Here is a 20,400-nt window from a genome sequence, read left to right on the forward strand (position 1 = left end):
ATGATGAACGGTGTATTCAAAATGAACGCGAATACGGAAATAAAACTGGATGATGCCATTGTCGATGTCATGGGCCTGCCCCTGCTCGACATCACGCGCGCTGAAATTGTCACGCGCGTGGTCGACGCCGTAAAGGGCGGGCGCAAGATGGCCATCGTCAACGCCAATGCCCACATGGCGGTTGAATCCCAAAAACATCCGTGGCTGCGCGGGCTGTTCCGCCGGGCGGATATCGCGTTCTGCGATGGCGCGGGCGTGCAGCTCGCCGCCCGCGTGCTGACCGGGCGCCGCCTGCCGCGCACCACGCCGCCGGAATGGATCGGCCCGGTGCTCGAGCGCCTTGGCCCCGAGGCTTCGGTGTTCTGGATCGGAGGCAGGCCGGGCGTGGTCGATGCGGCGGCGCAGGCGTTCTCTGCCCGCTACGGCGTGCGCACGGCCGGCACGCAGCATGGTTTTTTTGACCTAACCCCCGGCTCGCGCGAGTCCACGCAGCTGCTCGGGCGCCTGCTGGCGAGCAAGCCTGACATCATCCTGCTGACCATGGGCATGCCCCGGCAGGAAATCTGGCTGCGCGACAATATCGACCACCTGCCCACCGGCGTGTTCATCACGGCGGGCGCACTGGTTGACCACGCGGCGGGCCGGGTGAGCCGGCCGCCGCGATGGGTGGCCAATATGGGGCTGGAATGGCTGGTGCGCCTGATGCGCGAGCCGCGCAGGCTGTGGCGGCGTTACGTGCTGGGGCTGCCGGTGTTCGGCTTTTATGTCCTGGTCTACCTGCAGCGCAGGCTCCGCCTGCGGGCAGCCTCCCCCCTCTCACGGAAACTCGCCGGGTAAGCAGCATGAATTATGTTTCCATACAGGGACGGAACCCTTCAATGTCATGGACCGCACAGGATGTCGGCCTCGTCATTCGCCAGACATGCCGCGCCTTCCTGCGGCACCGGATGCTGTTTGCCCTGACCGTGCTTGGCGTGGTGGGGGTAGGGGGCGCGGTCACGCTCTCGCTCAAGCCGCGTTATACGGCCACGGCCACGGTCGTGGTGGCGGGCCATGCGCAGCAGGATCCCCTCGCGCCCAATGGCCAGCAGCAGAACCAGGCGCCGCCGGATGATGAGCTGGTCTCGACGGAGGCTGCGATGATCCACTCGCGCGATGTGGCCGCCGCCGTGCTGGCGCAGCTGCCGCCCCCCACCCAGCCTGCCCATGTCGGCCTGCGCGACCGGCTGTGCCACATGGGGCTGGGTTTCGTGTGCCATGTGGCAAAACCGGTGGACCCGCAGGTGCAGCGCATGCATGAGGAGGATGCTTTCCTCAACAGCCTGACCATCACGCCCGAGCCGCGCACCCAGATCCTTGACATCAGCGTGGTCGATGGCGACCCGGTACGCGCCGCGGCGCTGGCCGATGCGGTGGTGACCAACTACCAGCGCATTGCGCTCGCGCGCCAGACGGCGGACATCAACCGCGTGGCCGCGTGGCTAGACAGCCGCACCGCCGCCCTGCGCCAGCGCTGGCTCGACGCGGTGCAGAAGGCCAACGCCTTTGATAATGCCCACGGCCTGACCAATACGAACGAGGGCAGCACCTCCAGCCCCCTGATCGAGCGCCAGATTGCCGATACGGCCTCCAATCTCAGCCAGGCGCAGGGTCGCCTTGCCGCAGCCCAGGCCCGTGCCGATGCCCTGAAGGATGCAGCCGCCCGGGGCGATGCGCGCGCCGCCGTCGCCCTGTCGCAGGAGCCGATCCTGGTGGCTACCGCCAATTCGCTCATGCAGCTTGAAAGCACGCGCCAGGAGGAGGCGGCCACCTACGGCCCCCAGCACCCCCGCCTGCGCGCGCTTGACCAGCAGATCGCAACCACAAAAGCCAGCCTTGCCGCCGAGACGCAGGCTGCGCTGAACACCATCCGCGAGGACCAGATCTCCGCCCGCGCCGAGGTGGACCGCCTGAACGAAAACCTTGACCTGCTGCGCCAGAAGGCAGGTGGCCAGAGCGGCCCGCAGGCGGAATACCGCACGCTCGACCAGGAGGCGCAGAGCGCGCGCACGGTGTATGAAACCTTCCTCGAGCACGCCAAGGAAGTGGTGGACCGCGCCGCCCTGCTGCAGCCGCCCATCGCCATGGTGTCGCATGCCTCGGCACCGGATGTGCCCAGCTTCCCCAACCGCAAGAAACTTGGCATTGGCCTGATTGCCGTGGCCCTTGCCGCGGGTGCGGGTGCGGTGCTGCTGCGCGATTACTTCACGGCGGGCTTTACCGAGATCGAGCGCCTGCGTGCCGCCATTCCGCTGCCGCTGCTGGCCGTGGTGCCCAAGGTGGGCGGGCGCAGCGAGCAGACCGTGCGCCGCCATGTGCTCGACCATCCCTATTCCCGCGCAACCGAGGCCGTGCGCAGCCTGGTCATGCAGCTTTCCATGCGGGTGCATGAGGGCGGCCAGCCGCTCTGCCTTGCCATTACCTCCGCCGGGCCGGAGGAAGGCAAGAGCACGCTGGCGCTGTGGATGGCCACCGTGGCAAGGCGTGGCGGGCAGAAAGTGCTGGTGATCGATGCCGACCACCGGCGTGGCATGCTCGACCATTACCTGACCGATGGCACCACGGGCCGCCCCTCGCTGGGCATGAGCGACCTGGTCACGACAGGCACGCGGGTGGCGGACGCGATCCGCACCGACCCCGAGGCCGGGTTTGACTACATCCCGGCAGGGCGCACCATCGAGCACGCCTTCAGCCCCGTCGAGATCCGCCGCCTGCGCGCGATGCTGGTCGAGCTCAAGCATTCGTACGAACTCATCATCATCGACTGCCCGCCGCTGCTGGGGCTGAGCGATGCGCTGGTGCATGCGAACATGGCCGATCAGGTGATTTTCGTATGCCGGTGGAAGAGCACGGCCCAGCGTGCCGTCATGGCCTGCCTGGAGCGGCTTGAAGCCTGTGGCGCGCACCTTGCCGGCGTGGTGGCCACCATGGTGGAGGATAACGCGATGGACGTGATGGGCTACAGTTACGGCAACAGGGATATCAGGATCCTGAGCCGTTTTGATGAACAGTAAAAAACGGGGGGATGAAACATTGAAAGTCCTGCATATCTGCCGCCAGTTCAGCCCTTCGGTCGGTGGGCTGGAAGACTCCCTGCTCAACCTTGCCAGCAGCCAGCGCCAGAAGCTGGGCATCGATGCCGAGGTGCTGACGCTTGACACCGTGTTCGGCCGCCCCGGCAGGCTGCCGCACCGCGATGTGGTCGATGGCATACCCGTCACCCGCCTGGCGTGGCGGGGTTCGACCAAATACCCGCTGGCGCCGCAGGTGCTGCGGCATATTGGCGGGTTTGACCTGCTGCACGTGCACGCGATCGACTTCTTTTTCGATTTCCTGGCCTGGACATGGCCGCTGCACCGCAAGACCATGATCGCCTCGACCCATGGCGGCTTTTTTCATACCGGCGCGCTCAGGCGCATCAAGGAAATCTGGTTCCGCACCATCACCCCCATCTCGGTGCGGGCGTATGAAAAGATCGTGGCGTGCAGCTACAGCGACGCCGACTTGTTCCGTCATGTGGCGGCGGGCCGCCTGCTTACCATCGAGAACGGCATCAACCAGACCCGCTTCCGTGATGCGGCGTCGCGCACGCCCAACCGCACCATCCTCGCCTTTGGCCGCTTTGCAGTGCACAAGCGCCTCAAGCTCCTGTTCCAGCTTGTGGCCCTGCTGCGTGCCTATAACCCCGGCTGGAAAGTGATCGTGGCGGGGCAGGATTCCAACCTCACGGCAGAGGACCTGCGCCAGCAGGCCCGCGCCTGCGGCATAGAGGACAGCCTGCGCATCGTGCCCGGCCCGTCGGACGCCGAACTGCGCGACCTGATGGGGGAGGCCAGCTTCTTTGGCTGCCTGTCGGCGCATGAAGGCTTTGGCCTTGCGGCGGTGGAGGCCATGTCGGCGGGGCTTGTGCCCATCCTGAGCAACATCACCCCCTTTGCCCGGCTCATGCAGCAGGGTGCGGCAGGGGTGATGGTGGACCCCGACAACCTCGCCCCCGGCGCGCGGGAGGCCGAGGACATGGCCGCCGCCCTGCCCGAGACGGCGGATGCCCTGCGGGCGCGCAACATGGACGTGGCCAGCCGGTATGACTGGCACAGCGTGGCGCATGAATACGCGCAGCTGTACCAGCAGGTCCTGGGCCATGCGCGCCCCGGGGCCAACATGGTTGCGGCAGGGGCGGAGTGATGGCCAGGAGCAAGTTTTCCACCAATTTCCTGTTCAATGTCTTTGGCTCCATCTTCCCCATTGTCGTCTCGCTGGGCACGGTGCCGTTCTACCTGCACCTGATCGGCACGGACCGGTACGGCATTGTCGCCATTTCATGGATCCTGCTGGGGTATCTGGGGTTTCTTGATTTCGGGCTGTCGCGCGCCTCGGCCAATGCGCTGGCGCAGCTGGGGCACGCGACCTCACGCGAGCGCTCGCCCGTGCTCATGACCGCGTTTTACAGCAATCTGGGGCTGGGCGCGCTGGGCGGGCTGATCCTGTACCCCATTGGCGACATGGTGCTATTGCACTTCGTGCGCATACCATCCGACCTGATGGCCGAGACACGGCATGCCTATCCGTGGATGGCGGTGATGCTGCCGCTGGGCATGATCAATGGCGTGGCCACGGGGGCGATGGAATCGCGCGAGCGCTTCCTGCTCTCCAACATGCTCAACTCCTCCACCACCATGGCGGGGCAGATCATCCCGCTGATCTGTATCCATATATGGGGGCCACAGCTTACGGTTGTGCTGCCCTCGATCGTGCTGTCACGGCTGGGCATGATCATGCTCTCCTACTGCGTGGTGATGGCGCTGGAATGGCCCATCCGCCCGCTCGACTTTGACGTGACATGGCTCAAGCGCCTGCTGGGCTATGGCTCGTGGGTCAGCATATCGAGCCTGATCAACCCGCTGCTTGATACCTCCAACCAGCTTATCATCGGCGCCACGCTGGGTGTGACATCGGTGGGACAGTACACCGTGCCGATGAACCTGGCCATGCGCTCGCAGGTTGTGGCGACCGCCCTGGCCCGCACGCTGTTCCCGCGCCTGTCCCGCGCCGAGCGTGGCGAGGCGGTTGACCTGACGCGCAGGGCCACCTCCTCGCTCACCTATGGCTTCGGGCTGATCTGCGCGCCGGGCATCGTGTTCTCGGGCGCGTTCCTGCACATGTGGGTGGGTGGCAATTTTGCCGATGTGTCGCGTCCGGTGGCCGAGATCCTGATGTTTGGCGCCTGGACCAACGGCATTGCCTTCCTGCCTTACGGGCTTTTGCAGGGGCAGGGGCGGCCGCATATCACGGCCAAGGTGTCAATGGTCGAGATCCTGCCGTTCTTTTGCGTATTGTGGCTGTTCATCAAATGGTGGGGGCTGCCCGGCGCCGCAGCGGCATGGACCCTGCGGGTCACGATTAATTTAGTTGCACTTTATCTGTTGTCGGATTGCCTGTCACGGCAGACTTGGCGCCTTGTGCCAGGTATGATGATTATGACAGGGGCATTGATTGTGAGTCTGCTGGTTCCCATGACCCTGCTGGTCTCGGCGGGGGCTGCCGTTGTGGTGGGGCTGGCAATGGCCTTCGCCGCCTACCGGCTGGACCCCGGGCTGCATGACATGGTGCACCGGTTGGTGCCACGCGCTGGGGGCAAGCCCCGCGTTACGATTACAGGTTAGGTTAGGGCAGGGTATGAAGGTAGTGCGGTTGCGTGGTCGCGGCGGGGTGCGGCGTGGCCTGCGGTATGGGTCGGTGGGGAGCATGGTGGCGCTGGGGGTGGGGCTGCATGCGCATGCGGCCCATGCCCAGCTGATCCAGCAGCTTTTTCCCTCCGATGTGCCGGGTTATTCCACCGACCTGACCGGCTCGGTCGTGACCCACCAGATGATGGGCCAGCAGAGCGATGGCATCGGCATGGGGAGCTGGCTGCTCAGGCCCAGCGCATCAGAGAACGTGGGTTACAACACCAATACGCTGGGCATTCCCGGCTCCGGCAGCCCGGCGGTGCAGACATCGGCCAATGTCAGCGCCAGTTCACGCTGGCGGCGGCATGCGCTTGGGGCCTCGGTGGGGATGGATGACCACCGCTACCCTACCCAGTCCATCGCCAGCTACACCAACTGGCATGGCAGTATCGGCGGGTCGCTCAACCTGGGCCATGACACGCTCAGCGCTGCGTTCTCGCACTATCAGTACCACCTTTCGGCCACCAATCTGGGTGTGTACGGGGTGGTCTATCCCGTGCCCTACCAGGTCAATGACGGGCGGCTGAGCTATACCAAGGTGTTCGGGCGCTTCAGCCTGATCCCGGCATTCGACTATCAGGATTTCTCGTTCGGCACGGCGCCGGGGCCGATTTCGATCGATTACGATTCAATCAGCCACAAGGTCGAGACCGGATCGCTGACCTCGCGCTACGAGTTCTCGCGCGGGGATGCGCTTGTTGCCGTGCTGCGCGGATCGGCCGCGCAGTTCGACCAGGCGGTCCAGGCCTCGACCAACAACTACGCCGATGGGGCGGGGTTTGTGGGTGTTGACTTCCGCCGCGGGCAGGTGTGGCAGTACCGGCTGCTTGTCGGTGGCGAGACGCGCAGCTTCAAGAATGGCTATAGCCCCTCGGTCAGCACGCCTACCTTCGAGGCCAACGTGGCGTGGATGCCGCGCCGTATCGATACCGTGACCCTGACCGCGGCCCGCCATATCAGCGACCCCGAAACGCCTTTCGCCCGCAACCAGGTCATTACCGACGTGCGGCTGCAATGGGACCATGAACTGCGGCACAATGTGTTCGTGCGCGCCTATGGCGAGTTCGGGGAAAGCAGCTCGCAGTCCAGCCAGCAGACGGAGGGCTCGGCCGTGGCGAGCCTTGAGGGCAGCCGCCTGCAAAAACAGATTCATTTTGGCGGAACGGTGTTCTGGAACATCGATCGCCATGTGCGTGCCTCACTTACCTATAACTATGTCAATAACGCCACATCGGGCGGAAACGTGAATTACCTGAACATCCCGGGGCGTCTTTCGACGTTTACGAGCAATACGGTACTATTGGGTTTTTCCATCTCCGGCTAAGGGGCCACATGGCCCCACCCGGAAAGAGGAAAACAGCATTGAATGATTTGGGAGTGGCCATGTTTGCAATGATACGGAAAACGTGTCGGCCTGGAATACTGCACGCAATCGGTGCCACGGCCCTGCTGGCGCTCGGCTCATGCGCATCGGGGCAGGAACAGTCCTTTGCCCCGGTGGATGGCCGGGCCTATCACCTCGGGCCGGGCGACCAGGTGCGTGTCATCACCTATAATGACCCGCAGTTGAGCAATACTTTTACGGTGAGTGACAACGGCAATATCGACTTTCCGCTGCTCGGCGCCGTGCCGGCATCGGGCTCGGCGCCAGGGGCGCTGGCGCAGCGCATTGCCGCCGACCTGGCCAAGAAGGGGATTCTGTACCAGCCCAGCGTTTCGGTCGAGATTGCGCAGTACAGGCCGATCTACATCCTTGGCGAGGTCAATCATCCCGGCCAGTATCCCTACCAGCCGGGCATGACCATGCTCACCGCCGTGGCCCTTGCGGGCGGCTTTACCTACCGCGCCGTGACCGGGCATGCGACCGATGTGCGCCATGAAGACCTCGATACCCCCGCGCATGAAGGCCGCATCTCACGCGAGACGGTGCTGCTGCCCGGTGATGTCGTGACGATTGAAGAGCGGTTCTTCTAGTCCGTGCAGGGTGCTTCCGGGCTTGCCGCGCAAGGAGCCCGGAAGCATCGCATCAGCATAAGTCAGTTTTTGGTGAAGTCTGTGCCAGATGGCTTCAGGGTGTGTCGTTTTATTGTAATATAAAGGCGGCATCCGGAAACTTTTATTGTTTTTATGTTTATGAGTTGTTGTTCAGGCAATCTCTGAAGGGGGAATCACATGCCCAGGGCCCGTTCCATCCCCAGCCTGACAGGAGTGCGTGGTGTTGCGGCGCTATGGGTTTTCACCACCCATTTCTATGGTCTGGCTGCCGATATACTGCATATGCCATGGCTGTTGCGGTCGCTTTTCCTGTTCAACGGCTTTCGGGGCGTTGACCTGTTCTTCGTTCTGTCGGGCTTCATTCTCATGCATGTGCATGAGGCGCAGTTCCGCATGCCGACATGGCGCGTGATACGGGATTTTTTTATTGTCCGTTTCTTCCGCGTCTATCCACTCAATACGGTCGTGCTGCTGGCCATCGTGCCACTGGTGCTGTTTGCGCCAGGTTACGTGGCCATGCAGCGCGCCTATACCGACCCCGCCTTTGCCTACAGGGTGCATAACCTGTCCTGGCCCGGCTTTGTACAGACGCTGCTGCTGGTGCAGAGCTGGACGGTGCTGAAACTGGGTGAGTGGAATATCGTATCATGGACGCTGAGCGCGGAAGTGCTGGGCTATATCCTGTTCCCCATGCTGGCCATGATGGCGATGCGCATCACATCCGTGCGCAGTGCCGTGGCCCTGTGCGTGGCAAGCCTGGCCGCACTGGTGGTGATCCTGTTTGCCGCCCACCATGCCAACAACAACCCCACGGGCACGTTTGGCGCCATTCGCATGTTCTTCTGTTTTGCAGCCGGGGTCGTGCTGTACCGCGTCTATCACCTCGCACCTGACAGCACGGAGCGTTATGCGGCGGCCCTTACGCTGGGGGCCGTGGGGTTCATTGCCCTGACCCTGTTCTTTCCGGTCGTGCCGGTGTGTGACGTGTTCGGGTTTACTGCGCTGGTGTTCGGCCTCGCCTACCAGCGCGGCGTGGTCAATGCCGTGCTGGCCTCGGCGCCGGTGGTGTGGCTGGGGCGCATATCATTTTCGTTTTACCTGACGCATTACCTCATCATCGGCATCCTGGCCTGGTGCATGGGGCCGTGGCTGCGGCAGCTGGACCTTGCCGCGGGGCTTGTGGCGGTGGTGGCCATTTTCGCGCTGTGCCTGCTGGTGGGCGTGGTCTGTTACCATCTGGTCGAGCGGCCATCGCAGCGCCTTGGGCGGCGCATCATGCAGCGCATCGATGCGCGTGATGCGATGGTGGCCGCACGGCATATGGCCTGATCGGGCATGCGGTCAAAATCTGAACAGGCGAAGAAAGTTTGTTCATATTTATGACATATAGGCATCTTTAACTACGGCGTTAAGTTATGATGGTTTTGATATGATTGCCAATATTTTCATCTGGTATGTCCACGCGAAATAATTGGCCTGTCGCGCGCGGTGCCCGCACCAGCGCTCGCGGCAAGGAAAAGGAATAGGCAATGCGTATATTGATAACGGGAGGCTGCGGATTTATCGGTTCGGCAGTCGTGCGGCATCTGGTCCGGCACACCACGCATGAGATCCTCAATGTGGATGCCCTGACCTATGCCGCAAGTATAAAGGCAACGGAAGATGCCGCCGACAGCGGTCGTTACCGGCTGGAAGTCGCCAATATTACCGACCATCAGGCCATGGACCGGGTGTTCGAACAGTTCGCGCCCGATGCGGTCATGCACCTTGCCGCCGAAAGTCATGTCGACCGCTCCATTGATGGGCCGGGCACGTTTGTCAGCACGAACATCGTGGGCACCTATACCCTGCTCGAGGCAGCAAGGCGGTGGTGGGTGAAGCAGGACGAGGCCCGCCGCAAGGCCTTCCGCTTTCACCACATCTCGACCGATGAAGTCTTTGGCGCGCTCGAGATGGGTGACCCGCCGTTCAACGAGCATACGCCCTACGACCCGCGCAGCCCGTATTCCGCCTCCAAGGCGTCATCCGACCATCTGGTGCGGGCATGGTACCATACCTATGGCCTGCCCACCTTTGTCACCAACACCACGAACAATTATGGCCCGTGGCACTTCCCCGAAAAACTGATCCCGCTGGTGACCATCAACGCCATCGAAGGGCGTGAACTGCCGGTTTATGGCAGCGGGCAGAACGTGCGCGACTGGCTGTTTGTCGAGGACCATGCCGAAGCGCTGGTCCGCGCGGTCGAGCGCGGCCAGCCTGGCGAGACCTATGCCATCGGCGCCCGCCAGCCCCGTACCAACATGCAGGTGGTCGAAGCGATCTGCACCATTCTTGATGAACTGCGCCCCGACCTTGCCGGCCCGCATGCGCGCCTGATCCGGCATGTGCATGACCGCCCGGGCCATGACTTCCGTTACGAGATCGACCCCACCCATGCCGAGCAGGCGCTTGAGTGGCGGGCGAAGCATGATTTTGAGCACGGTATCCGCCGCACGGTGCAGTGGTACCTCGATAACCGCGCCTGGTGGGAGGGCATCCGCGCCGCCCGCTACGATGGCCAGCGCCTTGGGCAGACAGGTGACAAGATGGGAACAGCAGCATGAGCGGACACGGTAGCGCAAAGCCGACCAAGGGCATTCTTCTGGCAGGCGGATCGGGCACGCGCCTGCACCCCATGACGCTGGCGGTAAGCAAGCAGTTGCTGCCGGTCTATGACAAGCCGATGATCTTCTACCCGCTTTCCACGCTCATGCTGGCGGGGATACGCGATATCATGATCATTTCCACCCCGGCCGACCTGCCGCTGTTCCGCCGCCTGCTGGGCGATGGCGCGGATATGGGGGTCACCTTCACCTACCGCGAGCAGCCCACGCCCGATGGCATTGCCCAGGCTTTTGTCATTGCCGATGACTGGCTGGATGATTCGCCGTGCGGGCTTATTCTGGGTGATAACCTGATCTTTGCCGACCATCTGGGCAAGCAGATGCGTGCCGCCGCCACCCGGCCAAGCGGGGCCACCGTCTTTGCCTATCAGGTGCGTGACCCCGAGCGTTATGGCGTGGTGAGTTTTGGCGAGGACGGGCATGCAATCGATATTGTTGAAAAACCCACCGAACCCAAGTCAAACTGGGCAGTAACAGGGCTGTATTTCTATGATGGCCGGGTACGTGAGTATGCGCGCAGCCTCAAGCCCTCGCCGCGTGGCGAACTGGAAATTACCGACCTCAATCGCCTTTACCTGCAATCGGATGAGCTGCATGTGCAGCGCCTCGGTCGCGGCTGTGCGTGGCTTGATGCCGGCATGCCCGACAGCCTGATGCAGGCCGGGCAGTTCGTGCAGACCATCCAGTCCCGCCAGGGGCTGCTGGTAGGCTCGCCGCATGAGGTGGCCTTTCGCATGGGGTTCATTGATGCCGCAGGGCTTGAAGCCTATGCCAAGCGCATGATCAAGACGGAGCTTGGCAAGGCGCTCATGGCCATTGCCCATGGCGAGGGGTAATGCCTGGGCAGGCCTGCCATCATAAGTATGAAAGTTTCATGATGCCGCCTTTTTCAAAAAAAGGCGGCATTCTTTTGGGCTGGCTGTTCAGGGCATCGTTCATATTTAAAGGAGCCTGACGCGTATCATTGAGGCGTAAGGGCAGATACGGCAGGGTAAGAAAAACCTGGCGGCCAGGGCGGTTCGATTTCTGCGGCGCCTGCGCACGGGTTCATCGAAGCAGGAGAGTATTCATGGGACGCGTATCGGGAAAAGTCGCCCTTGTCAGCGGGGCAGCACTTGGCATTGGCCGGGCCACCGCCCAGCTTCTGGCCCGCGAGGGGGCAAAGGTTATCATTGGCGACCTCAAGGAAACCGAAGGCGAGGCCGTGGTGGCCGAAATTGAAGCCGCGGGTGGCGAGGCAATGTTCACGACACTCAACGTAACCGAGGAGGCAAGCTGGCAGCAGGCCATGGCCGCCGTGCAGGCCCGTTTCGGGCGGCTGGACATTGCGGTCAACAATGCGGGTATCGCCTATACCGGCACGGTTGAGCAGACCAGCCTTGAGGAGTGGCGGCGCGTGCAGTCGGTCAATCTCGATGGTGTGTTTTTAGGCACGCGCTACGCCATCGAGGCCATGAAGCCGCATGGCGGCGGATCGATCATCAACCTGTCCTCCATCGAGGGGCTGGTGGGTGACCCCACGCTTGCGGCCTATAATGCCAGCAAGGGCGGCGTGCGGCTTTTTACCAAATCAGCCGCGCTGCACTGCGCTAAATCGGGCTACAAGATCCGCGTCAACTCCGTTCATCCCGGCTATATCTGGACCCCCATGGTGCAGGGCCTGACCGCCGCGACCCCGGACCAGCTTGCCGCCCGGCAGAAGCTGGTTGACCTGCACCCGCTGGGCCACCTGGGCGAGCCCGATGACATTGCCTACGGTATCGTGTTCCTTGCATCGGACGAATCAAAGTTCATGACCGGCAGCGAACTGGTTATTGATGGCGGCTATACGGCCCAGTAAATAACAATTTCCATCAACGGGTCTTTTAAATAACACTCATATGTTAATGTTCCGAATTTAACAGGGTGTATTTTGAATAAACCGTGACGGTTCTTGTAACGTGCCCCCCCCCGCAGGATATTGAGCCTGTGGGGGAAATGATGGGCAGCGGCGCAATCCCTGCAGGGCCGATCAGTGACTTTACGAGTGCGGATGGGCTTCTGGCTCGGGAAATGAGCCGTGAGCCTGACCCTGTCCCGGCGGCCCCACGGTCCATGGTTGCTGCTCAAGCATCGGGGGCGCTGGGCCGGAGCGCATAGGGCATGGGCAAAAGCATGCCGCACCCGCCCATGCCGCAGGGTCAGCACGAGCGTTGCGGGCGTGATGCACGCGCCAGGGTCGAACACATCGCCCGAGACCCAGCGGAGGGCCGTTGTCACCTCGCCACCCGCAGGCAGTGCGATGGCAGGTGGCGGCACGGCCTGCTGCCATGTCACGGGAATGGAATGGTTCCGGCCATCTTCGAACGAGAGCGACCCCATGCTGGCAAGGGAACAGGCCCGCGCCCCCTTGTTGCGCAGCACAAGCCATGTGCCGCTGTGCATCATGCCATTGAACGCGCCCTGCCCATCATCAAGGGTCATGGTCATATGCCGGGCCGTGCAGGCTGGCAGGGCGCGCGCCTGTGCATGTGCTGACAGGCCCACCAGCATGGCGGCCAGTAGGGCGGCATGATGACGGTTCATGGGCCGGGCCTTATCGGTCCGGTGGGTTGTGCATCAAAACGCAGCACATGCCCGGTGTCGGGATCAAGATGGCAGTTCCACGTAAAACCCACCCACTGAATTGCGTTTCCGGCCCGCAAAAACTGCCCCCGGCCTGATACCAGCGCAGCACTGGTCACGACCTGGCTGCCAGTTGCCGCATCCTGCAGGAAAAAACGGTGCGGCAGGCCACCCATGCGCACCAGCACCGCCCGCGCGGCATCCTGGCACAGGAAAGTGGTCATCTGCCACGCCATGTCCTGCTCCTGCACGGCGCGGCGCGTGGCGGGGTCGGCAATCCGGCCGATATGCTGGTCGATGATCCGTTTTTCGGCGGCAGAGGGGCCGGGCATGGCAGGCGCGCCACAGGCCGGGCGCAGCATGGCCAGCAGGCCCAGCCCGATGGAGAGGAGGCCGCGCATCGTGTTCATGTTCATGTTCATGATCCTGTTCATGACTGCCCGCCCGGAGGCCGCCCAAGCCGTGCCTGGCGCAGCGCCAGGCCAGTCATACTGCCTGCCTCATGCCGCTTGGGCACCGCGACGCGCTGGGACAGGTAAATGCCCGAATGGCCCGAGCACATATAGGCCACGAAACAGCCCGTGGCGAAATAGACGATATCCGCCGTGCCGAACAGTTCCACCCCCATGAGCATGCAGGCCAGCGGCGTATTGGCAGCCCCCGCAAAGACCGCGACAAACCCCACCCCCGCCAGCAGGTCCGCCGGGGCGTGCAGCAACGGGGCCAGCGCATTGCCCAGACCCGCCCCGATGAAGAAGAGCGGCGTGACCTCGCCCCCCTTGAAGCCCGTGGCCAGCACGACCACCGTAAAGACCAGCTTCCATGCCCATGCCAGCGGATAATGCCCGCTACCAAAAAAATCGGTAATCGATGCGCCGCCCGCCTCGGGTGCCACAATGCCCAGCCCCAGATAGTCACGCGAGCCGCACAGCCATACCAGCGCTATGGTCGCGATGCCGCCCAGTGCGGGCCGCAGCCATGCAATCGGGCAGAGCTGGCGCAGGTAACCTGCCAGCCGGTGCACTGATTCCGCAAATACCAGGCTGGCCAGCCCGAAGGCGACCGCCGCCACCATGACCTTGCCCAAAAGCAGAAGGTCGGCATGGAAAAAATGCCCATCCACCCCCGCATAGCCCTGAAAGGCCAGATGATAGGGTACATGTTCCATGCCCCATGCATGGCATGTCCAGTCTGCCAGGATGGCGCTTACGGCTACGGGCACCAGGGCATCATAATCGATGCGCCCGACCCGGATCACTTCCATGCCGAACACCGCACCCGCCACCGGCGTGCCGAACACGGCGGAAAACCCCGCCGCAATGCCGGACATGAGCAGGACCCGGATTTCATACGGGTTGGTCAGGCGCCATGCGCGGCCCACCGCGCTGGCAATGCTGCCGCCCATCTGCACCGCCGTGCCTTCACGCCCCACCGATGCCCCGAACAGGTGGCTGACCACCGTGCCCACCAGCACCAGCGGTGCCATGCGCAGCGGCACGCCGCCGCCGGGTTCGTGAATCTGGTCCACGATTAGGTTGTTGCCTCCTTCCGCCGCGCGACCAAAAACGTGATAGAGCAGCCCCACGGCAACACCCGCCACCGGCAGGGCGTAAAGCAGCCACGGGTGCAGCAGGCGTGTCTGCGCCGCCCGGTCGAGCAGCCACAGGAACAGGGCGCACAACGTGCCCACGCAGGCCGCCATGGGCAGCAGCAGGCTGGCCCATTTGAGCAGGCCCCCGGACTGGCGGGCCACAGCCCGCGCCAATACAGCAATATTCATGGTATTTCGGTAAACCCGGCATTCAGGATGGACTGGCAGGCCAGCCTGGCTGGCCGTGGATCATGGCTGTGCGAAACGCTACACGGATTCCTCCCCTTGTTGCCGTAAAGGCAGTGGGCAGGAATCATCAGCGCCCTTGCGGGCAGCGGTTCGACCAGCATGGTCCGGCAGAATCCATTGCCGTGTTGATCTAAAAAAGCCCGTATTGGCGTAAGGGTCAACCGTGGAAATATGTGGCCCGGCAGGGCGGCTCGCCATCATGAATAGTTTCAGGAGAACGCCTCCTTTCCGGGGGAAGGGGAGGCGCCCCAGAATCTTTTGTTATTTCCCGGCCATCTTTTTCTGGCCTGCGGCTTCAGTATCCCCGCCGGGGGTCGTACAGCAGGGCGGGCCGCTCGTTACGCTCCATCTGCCCGATCACTTCCACCACATAACGCGCCTGTGCCTCCCGCGAGGCTTCGGAGGCCACATGCGGGGTAATGGTCACGCGCTCATGGCGCCATAACGGATCATCGGGCGGCAGGGGTTCGGGCTCCACCACATCAAGCACCGCGCCGCCGAGCACGCCCTCATCAAGCGCGCGGAGCAGGTCGGCCTGCACCACATGGTCGCCACGCCCCACATTGACCAGCCCCGCCCCGCGCGGCAGTTGCGCCAGCAGGGCGTAATCGATCATGCCGCGCGTCTGCGGCGTGCTGGGCAGCAGGTTGACCAGAATATCCACCTCGCGCAAAAAATCAGGCAGCCCTCCCGGCCCGGCAAAGGTACGGATGCCCGGCACCCTCTGCGCCGAACGCCGCCAGCCCGAAACCTGAAAGCCGACCTGCCGCAGCACGCGGCCCACATGGGCGCCCAGATGGCCCATGCCCATCATGCCAACACGGGTCTGGCTGCTGGTGCGCATGCTGGTGCGCGGGTTATGCCAGTGATGCGCATTTTGCTGCACCGCCCATGTCCGCGCCTCACGCAGCAGGCCGAGTGTCGCCCACAACACGTAATCGGCCATCAGGGCTGCTGTCTGCTCGCCCCCCATGCGCACGAGGGGCACATGGTGCGGAAAGGCCGGGTTGTCGAGCAGGTGATTGACCCCGGCCCCCGTGCAGATGATGGCCCGCATGCCCCCCATGCGCGTGAGATCATCTGCCGTGGGGTCCCATACCAGCGCATAATCGTCAGCCGTGATTTTCAGCGCCGGGTCATGCCATGCGGCAAGGGGCAGGTCGGGGGCGACGTGCCCAAAGGCCGCGCGCCATGCGGGCATGGCCGCGGGTCCGTCCGAGCTGATGACAAGCCTTGGCATTTCTTCTCCCATTCCGTGTCCTGCAGCCCTTCAGGCCGTCATGAGAGATTTACGGTCAGGTGGCATGGTCATGCAATGAGCTGCCACCACACCCTGCCATAACGGGCGACCCCTCGGCGCATCTGCTCGTGGCGCGCCATGAAGCCGGGGGCGATGTCATCGCGCGATATGCATGCAGGATGATCGGGGGAGGGAGGGCCAGGGCGGCACGCCAGCCAGTTCGGCTGTGTACTGTCGATAAACCAGCGATCCGGGAGCATGTGCCTGCGCCATCAGGGATACCGGTAATCCCGGATTTGCTCTGGCCGCAGGCAGGCCGTGCCTGCCGGCACCGCCTGCCACGCAATACGGGGCGCAGGCCCGTCAGCTATTCGCGCCAAAGGCCGGGCGGGTTGATTCGAACAGGAACCATGTGCGGCGCTCGGTCTCATCAATCCAGTTTTCAATCAGGCTGGCTGTCGCCACGTCATTGCCTTCGTCGCACACGGCATGCACGGCGCGCAGGCGCGCGGTCAGGGCAAGGTTATCCTCGCGCAGTTCAGACAGCATGTCCTCGGGGGTCACGTATTCAGCATCGTTATCGGCCACCCTGGTCAGGCGCGCGATCTCGCCCACCGAATGCAGGGTGTTGCCACCGATCTTGCGCGCGCGCTCGGCCAAGGGGTCGGTCATGGCGAAGATCTGGCTGCTCTGCTCATCCAGCAGCAGGTGATAATCGCGGAAATGGCGGCCGCTCATATGCCAGTGGAAGTTCTTGGTCTTGATATAAAGCGCGAAAACATCGGCCAGGACCGCCTTCAGCCCTGCCGCGATGTCACGCACCGCCTCGTGCGCGAGGTCGGTCGGCGTGCCGAGATAGGTCTGCACATGGGCGGCACCTGCTGCAACTGCCTTGTCTGTCATCATGATCTCCGTGGTCTGTCATCGGGTCGTACATGAACGCTGCGCTGCCGCAAGTGCTGCGTCAGCGCCCCTGCGCCCCCAACGCATGGGGGGTGGCAGGGTTCATGCCTGCCGTTTATGTATTGCAATTGATATTCGTTTGCATTATCAATTCACTTACTCACGGCGTTATCAGGCAGTTTTCCCAACCGTCGATTTCCCAGCACAGGGCCGTGAAAACTTATGCGGCATCGCCACCACGTTCCGGCGATGCCGCCCCTTTCCTTTCCCGCAGGGATCATGCCATGAGCGAGACAACAGGCTGCACGGCCGACTGGCACCTTGACCACTCCACCCCCGACCAGCTGCTGCATTACCTTGACCCCCATTATCCCTTTGCCCGGCAGGCCAATGTGCTGGCCCGGCGCTTTCGTGATGTGCAGGCATTGTGCGACGGCGGCGAGGCCACGCCCGCGCTGACCCGGCTGCGCAATGCGCTGGCGTTCCATCTCATCAAGCTGTCGCGGTGGTGGCGGTTTGATTTCTGTCCGCGCGGGGTCACGGGGGTGAACAACCCGCTGTTCCTCACCTACGTCAAGCACCATGCCGAACGCAGCGTGGATGATGAAAGCCTGCTCGATGTCTTTACCGCGCAGCGTTACATGCATGCGGGTGATGGCGGCCACATCTTCATACTGGGGCATGACCCGCGGAGCGATCCCACCATTTCCATTTTATATGGTGTGGACGGGCAGCGGGCGTTCCGGTTTGCCACCGGTTCGCATGGGGCCGAGCCTTTGTGGAACGGCCAGGCCTACCCTGATTTTGCCTCCGCGTGGCTTGCGGCGCGCGCGGTGCATGCGCTCGTTTGCGATAACAGCACGGACATGCATGAATTCGAGACCGCGCAGCGCGAGCATATGTGGGCGCGCACATGGCACCAGCAGCATTTTCATCGCAGCCGCAAGCTGCCGCTCATCCAGCTTTATGCGCAGGCTCAGGCGCAGCTTTCCAACTGCCAGTCGGCCTTTGGCCGCGCGGAAATGAAAACCGTGACCGACCGCCTGGCCTTCACCCTGGCGCAGACCGCCTTCCAGCGGCGTATGACCGTGGCCGACCTGATCGAGGAGAGCGACATGCTGGCCATCAACCTGCGTGCCGCAAACACCATAAAGCAGCGCGCACGCGCCTATGTGGCGACCTGCATCGACCCCGTTCTGAAGCCCGAGATGGATATCCTGCTTGACCGCGTGGTCTCTTACGTGCCCCGGCGCTGCCCCTGAGCCTGCGCCCGCCTGCGGGCAGGGGGCGGCATGAAGGCCCGAGGCCCGATGCGCCCCGCCAGCAGGATAAATCGCGACGCGATCAGCGTGTCAGGGCCTTGAAATTGCGGGTCTGCTCGGTCAGCGCGACCTCAACCGGCAGGCGCTCCATGCTTGAGGCACCATAAAAGCCGTGGCAGTCCGGGCAGGCGGAGAGCACTTTCTGCGCATCGGCCGGCATGGCGATCGGCCCGCCATGGCATAGCGTGATGATGTCGGGGCGCACGCCGCGCGCGGCATCGATGATCGCGTTGATCTGCGTAATGCAGTCATCCAGCGTCAGCGCCGTCTCCGCGCCGATGGCGCCCCCTGTGGTCAGCCCCATATGGGCCACCAGCACGTCAGCACCCGCTTTCGCCATGTCCACCGCCTGGGCGGGATCGAACACGTAGGGCGTGGTCAGCAGGTCCTTTTTGTGGGCGCGGGCGACCACATCCACCTCAAGGCTGTAGCTCATGCCGGTTTCCTCAAGGTTCTTGCGGAAATTGCCGTCAATCAGCCCCACGGTGGGAAAGTTCTGGATGCCCGAAAACCCGACCCGCTTCACATCATCAAGGAACACATCAAAATCCACGAACGGGTCGGTGCCGTTCACGCCGGCCAGCACGGGGGTGGTGGGCACCACGGGCAGCACCTCGCGCGCCATGTCCATCACGATCTGGTTGGCGTTGCCATAGGCCAGAAGCCCGGCCAGCGAGCCACGGCCCGCCATGCGGTACCGCCCGGAATTATAGATGACGATCAGGTCGATGCCGCCTGCCGCCTCGCATTTGGCGGACAGGCCGGTGCCCGCGCCACCGCCCACGATGGACGTGCGCGCGGCGATCATGCTGCGAAAGCGGGCGAGGATCTCGCTACGGGGAATACGGGGCATCAGTGCTGGTCTCCATAAAGATGTAAAAATTCATGCGCCAGTGCCGCGGCAAAAGCCGGGTCATTGATCGCGTGGGGAAGGCGGATCAGCCTGCGGCGCGGGGTCTGCTCCAGTGTTTCGGCCAGCGCTGCATAAAAGGCTTCATCGGCGGCAGGGTCATGAAACGGGCCGCCGGGCTGGTCGAGCATGGAAAAACCGCCCTCGGGGTAGAGAAAGCGCACTTCGCCGGGGCAGCGGTTGAGCTGGTGGCCAATCATGTGGCCCATTGCCCGGCATTCCGCTTCATTCGTGCGCATCAGCGTGATCTGGGGGTTATGCTCCACAAACACGCGGCCCTTGTAATGGGCGGGCACGCTGGCGCGGACCCCGAAATTGACCATGTCCAGCCCGCCGCAACTGCCCACGTAAGGCAGCCCCGTGCGGATGACGGCGCCAAGCCGGTCGGCATCGCACGCAAAGATGCCGCCTGCCACGTAATCGCAGAACTCGGTCAGTGTCGTATCGATGAAGCCGCTGATCATCCCGTCATCGGCCAGCCGCTCCATGGCGCGGCCGCCGGTGCCCGTGGCATGGAACACAAGGCAGTCGAACCGGCTGGAAAGCTGGTGCACCACCTGCTCCACGCAGGGTGTGGTCACGCCAAACATGCTCAGGCCGATGGCGGGGCGCGGGTCGGGCACGGGGCGGCAGGGGGTGCGCGCCATGCCCGCCATGGCGTGGGCCGCATTGCCCAGCACCACGCGCGAGATGCGGTTGAGCCCCTCCATGTCCGTAACGGGATAGAGCATGGCAATGTCGGCGCCCCCCACATAGGGCGCGGTATTGCCCGAGGCTACGGTCGAGACCACCAGCTTGGGCAGGCCGATGGGCAGCGCCTGCAGGGCAGGCGACACCAGCGCCGTGCCGCCCGAGCCCCCAATGGCCAGCACGCCACGCATGTCGGTGCGCGTGCGCAAGAACACACACAGCGCCTCGGCCATGGCCGCTATGGCCCGCCCCCGGTCACCACAGAAAACGTAGCCTTCCCCCTTCGGGTGGCAGCGCGCGACCATGCGGGCGCTGATATCGGCCACGCGCCCCGCCTGCCGCGTGCCGATATCGACAATCAGCGCGGGCACCCCGCTCTCGCGCAGGGTCTGGCGCAGATAGGTCAGTTCGGCCTGCTTGGTGTCGCAGGTGCCCAGAATGTAAACATGGCTTGAATTCATG

Annotated in this window: 19 protein-coding genes and 1 riboswitch; of the genes, 11 read left to right on the top strand and 8 right to left on the bottom strand. The window is 63.5% G+C overall.

Annotation, left to right across the window (positions count from 1 at the left end):
* Nucleotides 1–21: 21 nt before the first annotated feature.
* The 10 genes from OQZ28_RS09300 to OQZ28_RS09345 all read left to right on the top strand — a co-directional run bounded on the left by OQZ28_RS09300 (nt 22) and on the right by OQZ28_RS09345 (nt 12,269).
* Nucleotides 22–837, top strand: a complete 816-nt coding sequence (locus tag OQZ28_RS09300) for a WecB/TagA/CpsF family glycosyltransferase (protein WP_207303450.1) — start codon at nt 22–24, stop codon at nt 835–837.
* A gap of 41 nt (nt 838–878) precedes the next feature.
* Nucleotides 879–3,053: a GumC family protein gene (locus OQZ28_RS09305; RefSeq protein ID WP_130731355.1), complete on the top strand. Its 2,175-nt coding sequence runs from the start codon at nt 879–881 to the stop codon at nt 3,051–3,053.
* Nucleotides 3,054–3,072: 19 nt separating this feature from the next.
* Complete coding sequence (locus OQZ28_RS09310) at nt 3,073–4,224, top strand: glycosyltransferase family 4 protein (RefSeq protein WP_458135920.1); 1,152 nt, start codon at nt 3,073–3,075, stop codon at nt 4,222–4,224.
* Entirely contained in the window at nt 4,224–5,702 is a 1,479-nt protein-coding gene (locus OQZ28_RS09315) for a flippase (protein ID WP_458135921.1), read from the top strand. The genes OQZ28_RS09310 and OQZ28_RS09315 overlap by 1 nt, the downstream gene beginning before the upstream one ends.
* 13 nt (nt 5,703–5,715) lie before the next feature.
* Nucleotides 5,716–7,092 carry an outer membrane beta-barrel protein gene (locus tag OQZ28_RS09320; protein ID WP_130731353.1) on the top strand — a complete coding sequence of 459 codons (1,377 nt, stop codon included), beginning with the start codon at nt 5,716–5,718 and terminating at the stop codon, nt 7,090–7,092.
* Nucleotides 7,093–7,151: 59 nt separating this feature from the next.
* Nucleotides 7,152–7,742: a polysaccharide biosynthesis/export family protein gene (locus tag OQZ28_RS09325; protein ID WP_130731352.1), complete on the top strand. Its 591-nt coding sequence runs from the start codon at nt 7,152–7,154 to the stop codon at nt 7,740–7,742.
* Nucleotides 7,743–7,940: 198 nt separating this feature from the next.
* Entirely contained in the window at nt 7,941–9,092 is a 1,152-nt protein-coding gene (locus OQZ28_RS09330; protein ID WP_458135922.1) for an acyltransferase family protein, read from the top strand.
* A 200-nt stretch (nt 9,093–9,292) separates the two neighbouring features.
* Nucleotides 9,293–10,369 (top strand): dTDP-glucose 4,6-dehydratase, encoded by a 1,077-nt coding sequence (gene rfbB / locus OQZ28_RS09335; RefSeq protein ID WP_130731350.1) that lies wholly within the window; start codon nt 9,293–9,295, stop codon nt 10,367–10,369.
* Nucleotides 10,366–11,265, top strand: a complete 900-nt coding sequence (rfbA, locus tag OQZ28_RS09340) for a glucose-1-phosphate thymidylyltransferase RfbA (RefSeq protein WP_130731349.1) — start codon at nt 10,366–10,368, stop codon at nt 11,263–11,265. The genes rfbB and rfbA overlap by 4 nt, the downstream gene beginning before the upstream one ends.
* A 233-nt stretch (nt 11,266–11,498) precedes the next feature.
* Nucleotides 11,499–12,269, top strand: coding sequence for a glucose 1-dehydrogenase (locus OQZ28_RS09345; protein ID WP_130731348.1), 771 nt, complete (start codon nt 11,499–11,501; stop codon nt 12,267–12,269).
* Here OQZ28_RS09345 and OQZ28_RS09350 read toward each other — a convergent pair.
* The 6 genes from OQZ28_RS09350 to OQZ28_RS09375 form a co-directional block, all read right to left on the bottom strand.
* The gene (locus OQZ28_RS09350; protein ID WP_458135923.1) at nt 12,254–12,994 is read right to left on the bottom strand and encodes a DUF4232 domain-containing protein; all 741 of its coding nucleotides are present in this window, start codon (nt 12,992–12,994) and stop codon (nt 12,254–12,256) included. The two genes, OQZ28_RS09345 and OQZ28_RS09350, sit on opposite strands and share 16 nt — an antisense overlap.
* A complete protein-coding gene (locus OQZ28_RS09355; protein WP_458135924.1) occupies nt 12,991–13,449 on the bottom strand; it encodes a hypothetical protein in 459 nt (152 codons plus the stop codon). Before OQZ28_RS09355 ends, OQZ28_RS09350 begins: the two co-directional genes overlap by 4 nt.
* 14 nt (nt 13,450–13,463) lie before the next feature.
* On the bottom strand, nt 13,464–14,813 hold the full coding sequence (locus OQZ28_RS09360) for a voltage-gated chloride channel family protein (RefSeq protein WP_458135925.1): 1,350 nt from the start codon (nt 14,811–14,813) through the stop codon (nt 13,464–13,466).
* Between the two features lie 111 nt (nt 14,814–14,924).
* Nucleotides 14,925–15,004: riboswitch (Fluoride riboswitch) on the bottom strand.
* A 164-nt stretch (nt 15,005–15,168) separates the two neighbouring features.
* Entirely contained in the window at nt 15,169–16,113 is a 945-nt protein-coding gene (locus OQZ28_RS09365; RefSeq protein ID WP_458135926.1) for a 2-hydroxyacid dehydrogenase, read from the bottom strand.
* A 68-nt stretch (nt 16,114–16,181) separates the two neighbouring features.
* Nucleotides 16,182–16,373 (bottom strand): hypothetical protein, encoded by a 192-nt coding sequence (locus OQZ28_RS09370; protein WP_458135927.1) that lies wholly within the window; start codon nt 16,371–16,373, stop codon nt 16,182–16,184.
* Between the two features lie 103 nt (nt 16,374–16,476).
* Nucleotides 16,477–17,019 carry a Dps family protein gene (locus tag OQZ28_RS09375; protein WP_130731343.1) on the bottom strand — a complete coding sequence of 181 codons (543 nt, stop codon included), beginning with the start codon at nt 17,017–17,019 and terminating at the stop codon, nt 16,477–16,479.
* Nucleotides 17,020–17,300: 281 nt separating this feature from the next.
* On the opposite strand from OQZ28_RS09375, the gene OQZ28_RS09380 reads away from it, so the two are divergent.
* On the top strand, nt 17,301–18,278 hold the full coding sequence (locus OQZ28_RS09380) for a hypothetical protein (protein WP_458135928.1): 978 nt from the start codon (nt 17,301–17,303) through the stop codon (nt 18,276–18,278).
* 82 nt (nt 18,279–18,360) lie between these two features.
* On the opposite strand, the gene OQZ28_RS09385 is transcribed toward OQZ28_RS09380, so the two are convergent.
* Nucleotides 18,361–19,191: a phosphoenolpyruvate hydrolase family protein gene (locus OQZ28_RS09385; protein ID WP_458135929.1), complete on the bottom strand. Its 831-nt coding sequence runs from the start codon at nt 19,189–19,191 to the stop codon at nt 18,361–18,363.
* Nucleotides 19,191–20,399, bottom strand: coding sequence for a Tm-1-like ATP-binding domain-containing protein (locus OQZ28_RS09390; RefSeq protein ID WP_458135930.1), 1,209 nt, complete (start codon nt 20,397–20,399; stop codon nt 19,191–19,193). The genes OQZ28_RS09385 and OQZ28_RS09390 overlap by 1 nt, the downstream gene beginning before the upstream one ends.
* Nucleotide 20,400 lies beyond the last annotated feature (1 nt).

The sequence above is a fragment of the Komagataeibacter sp. NFXK3 genome (genome assembly GCF_054182245.1).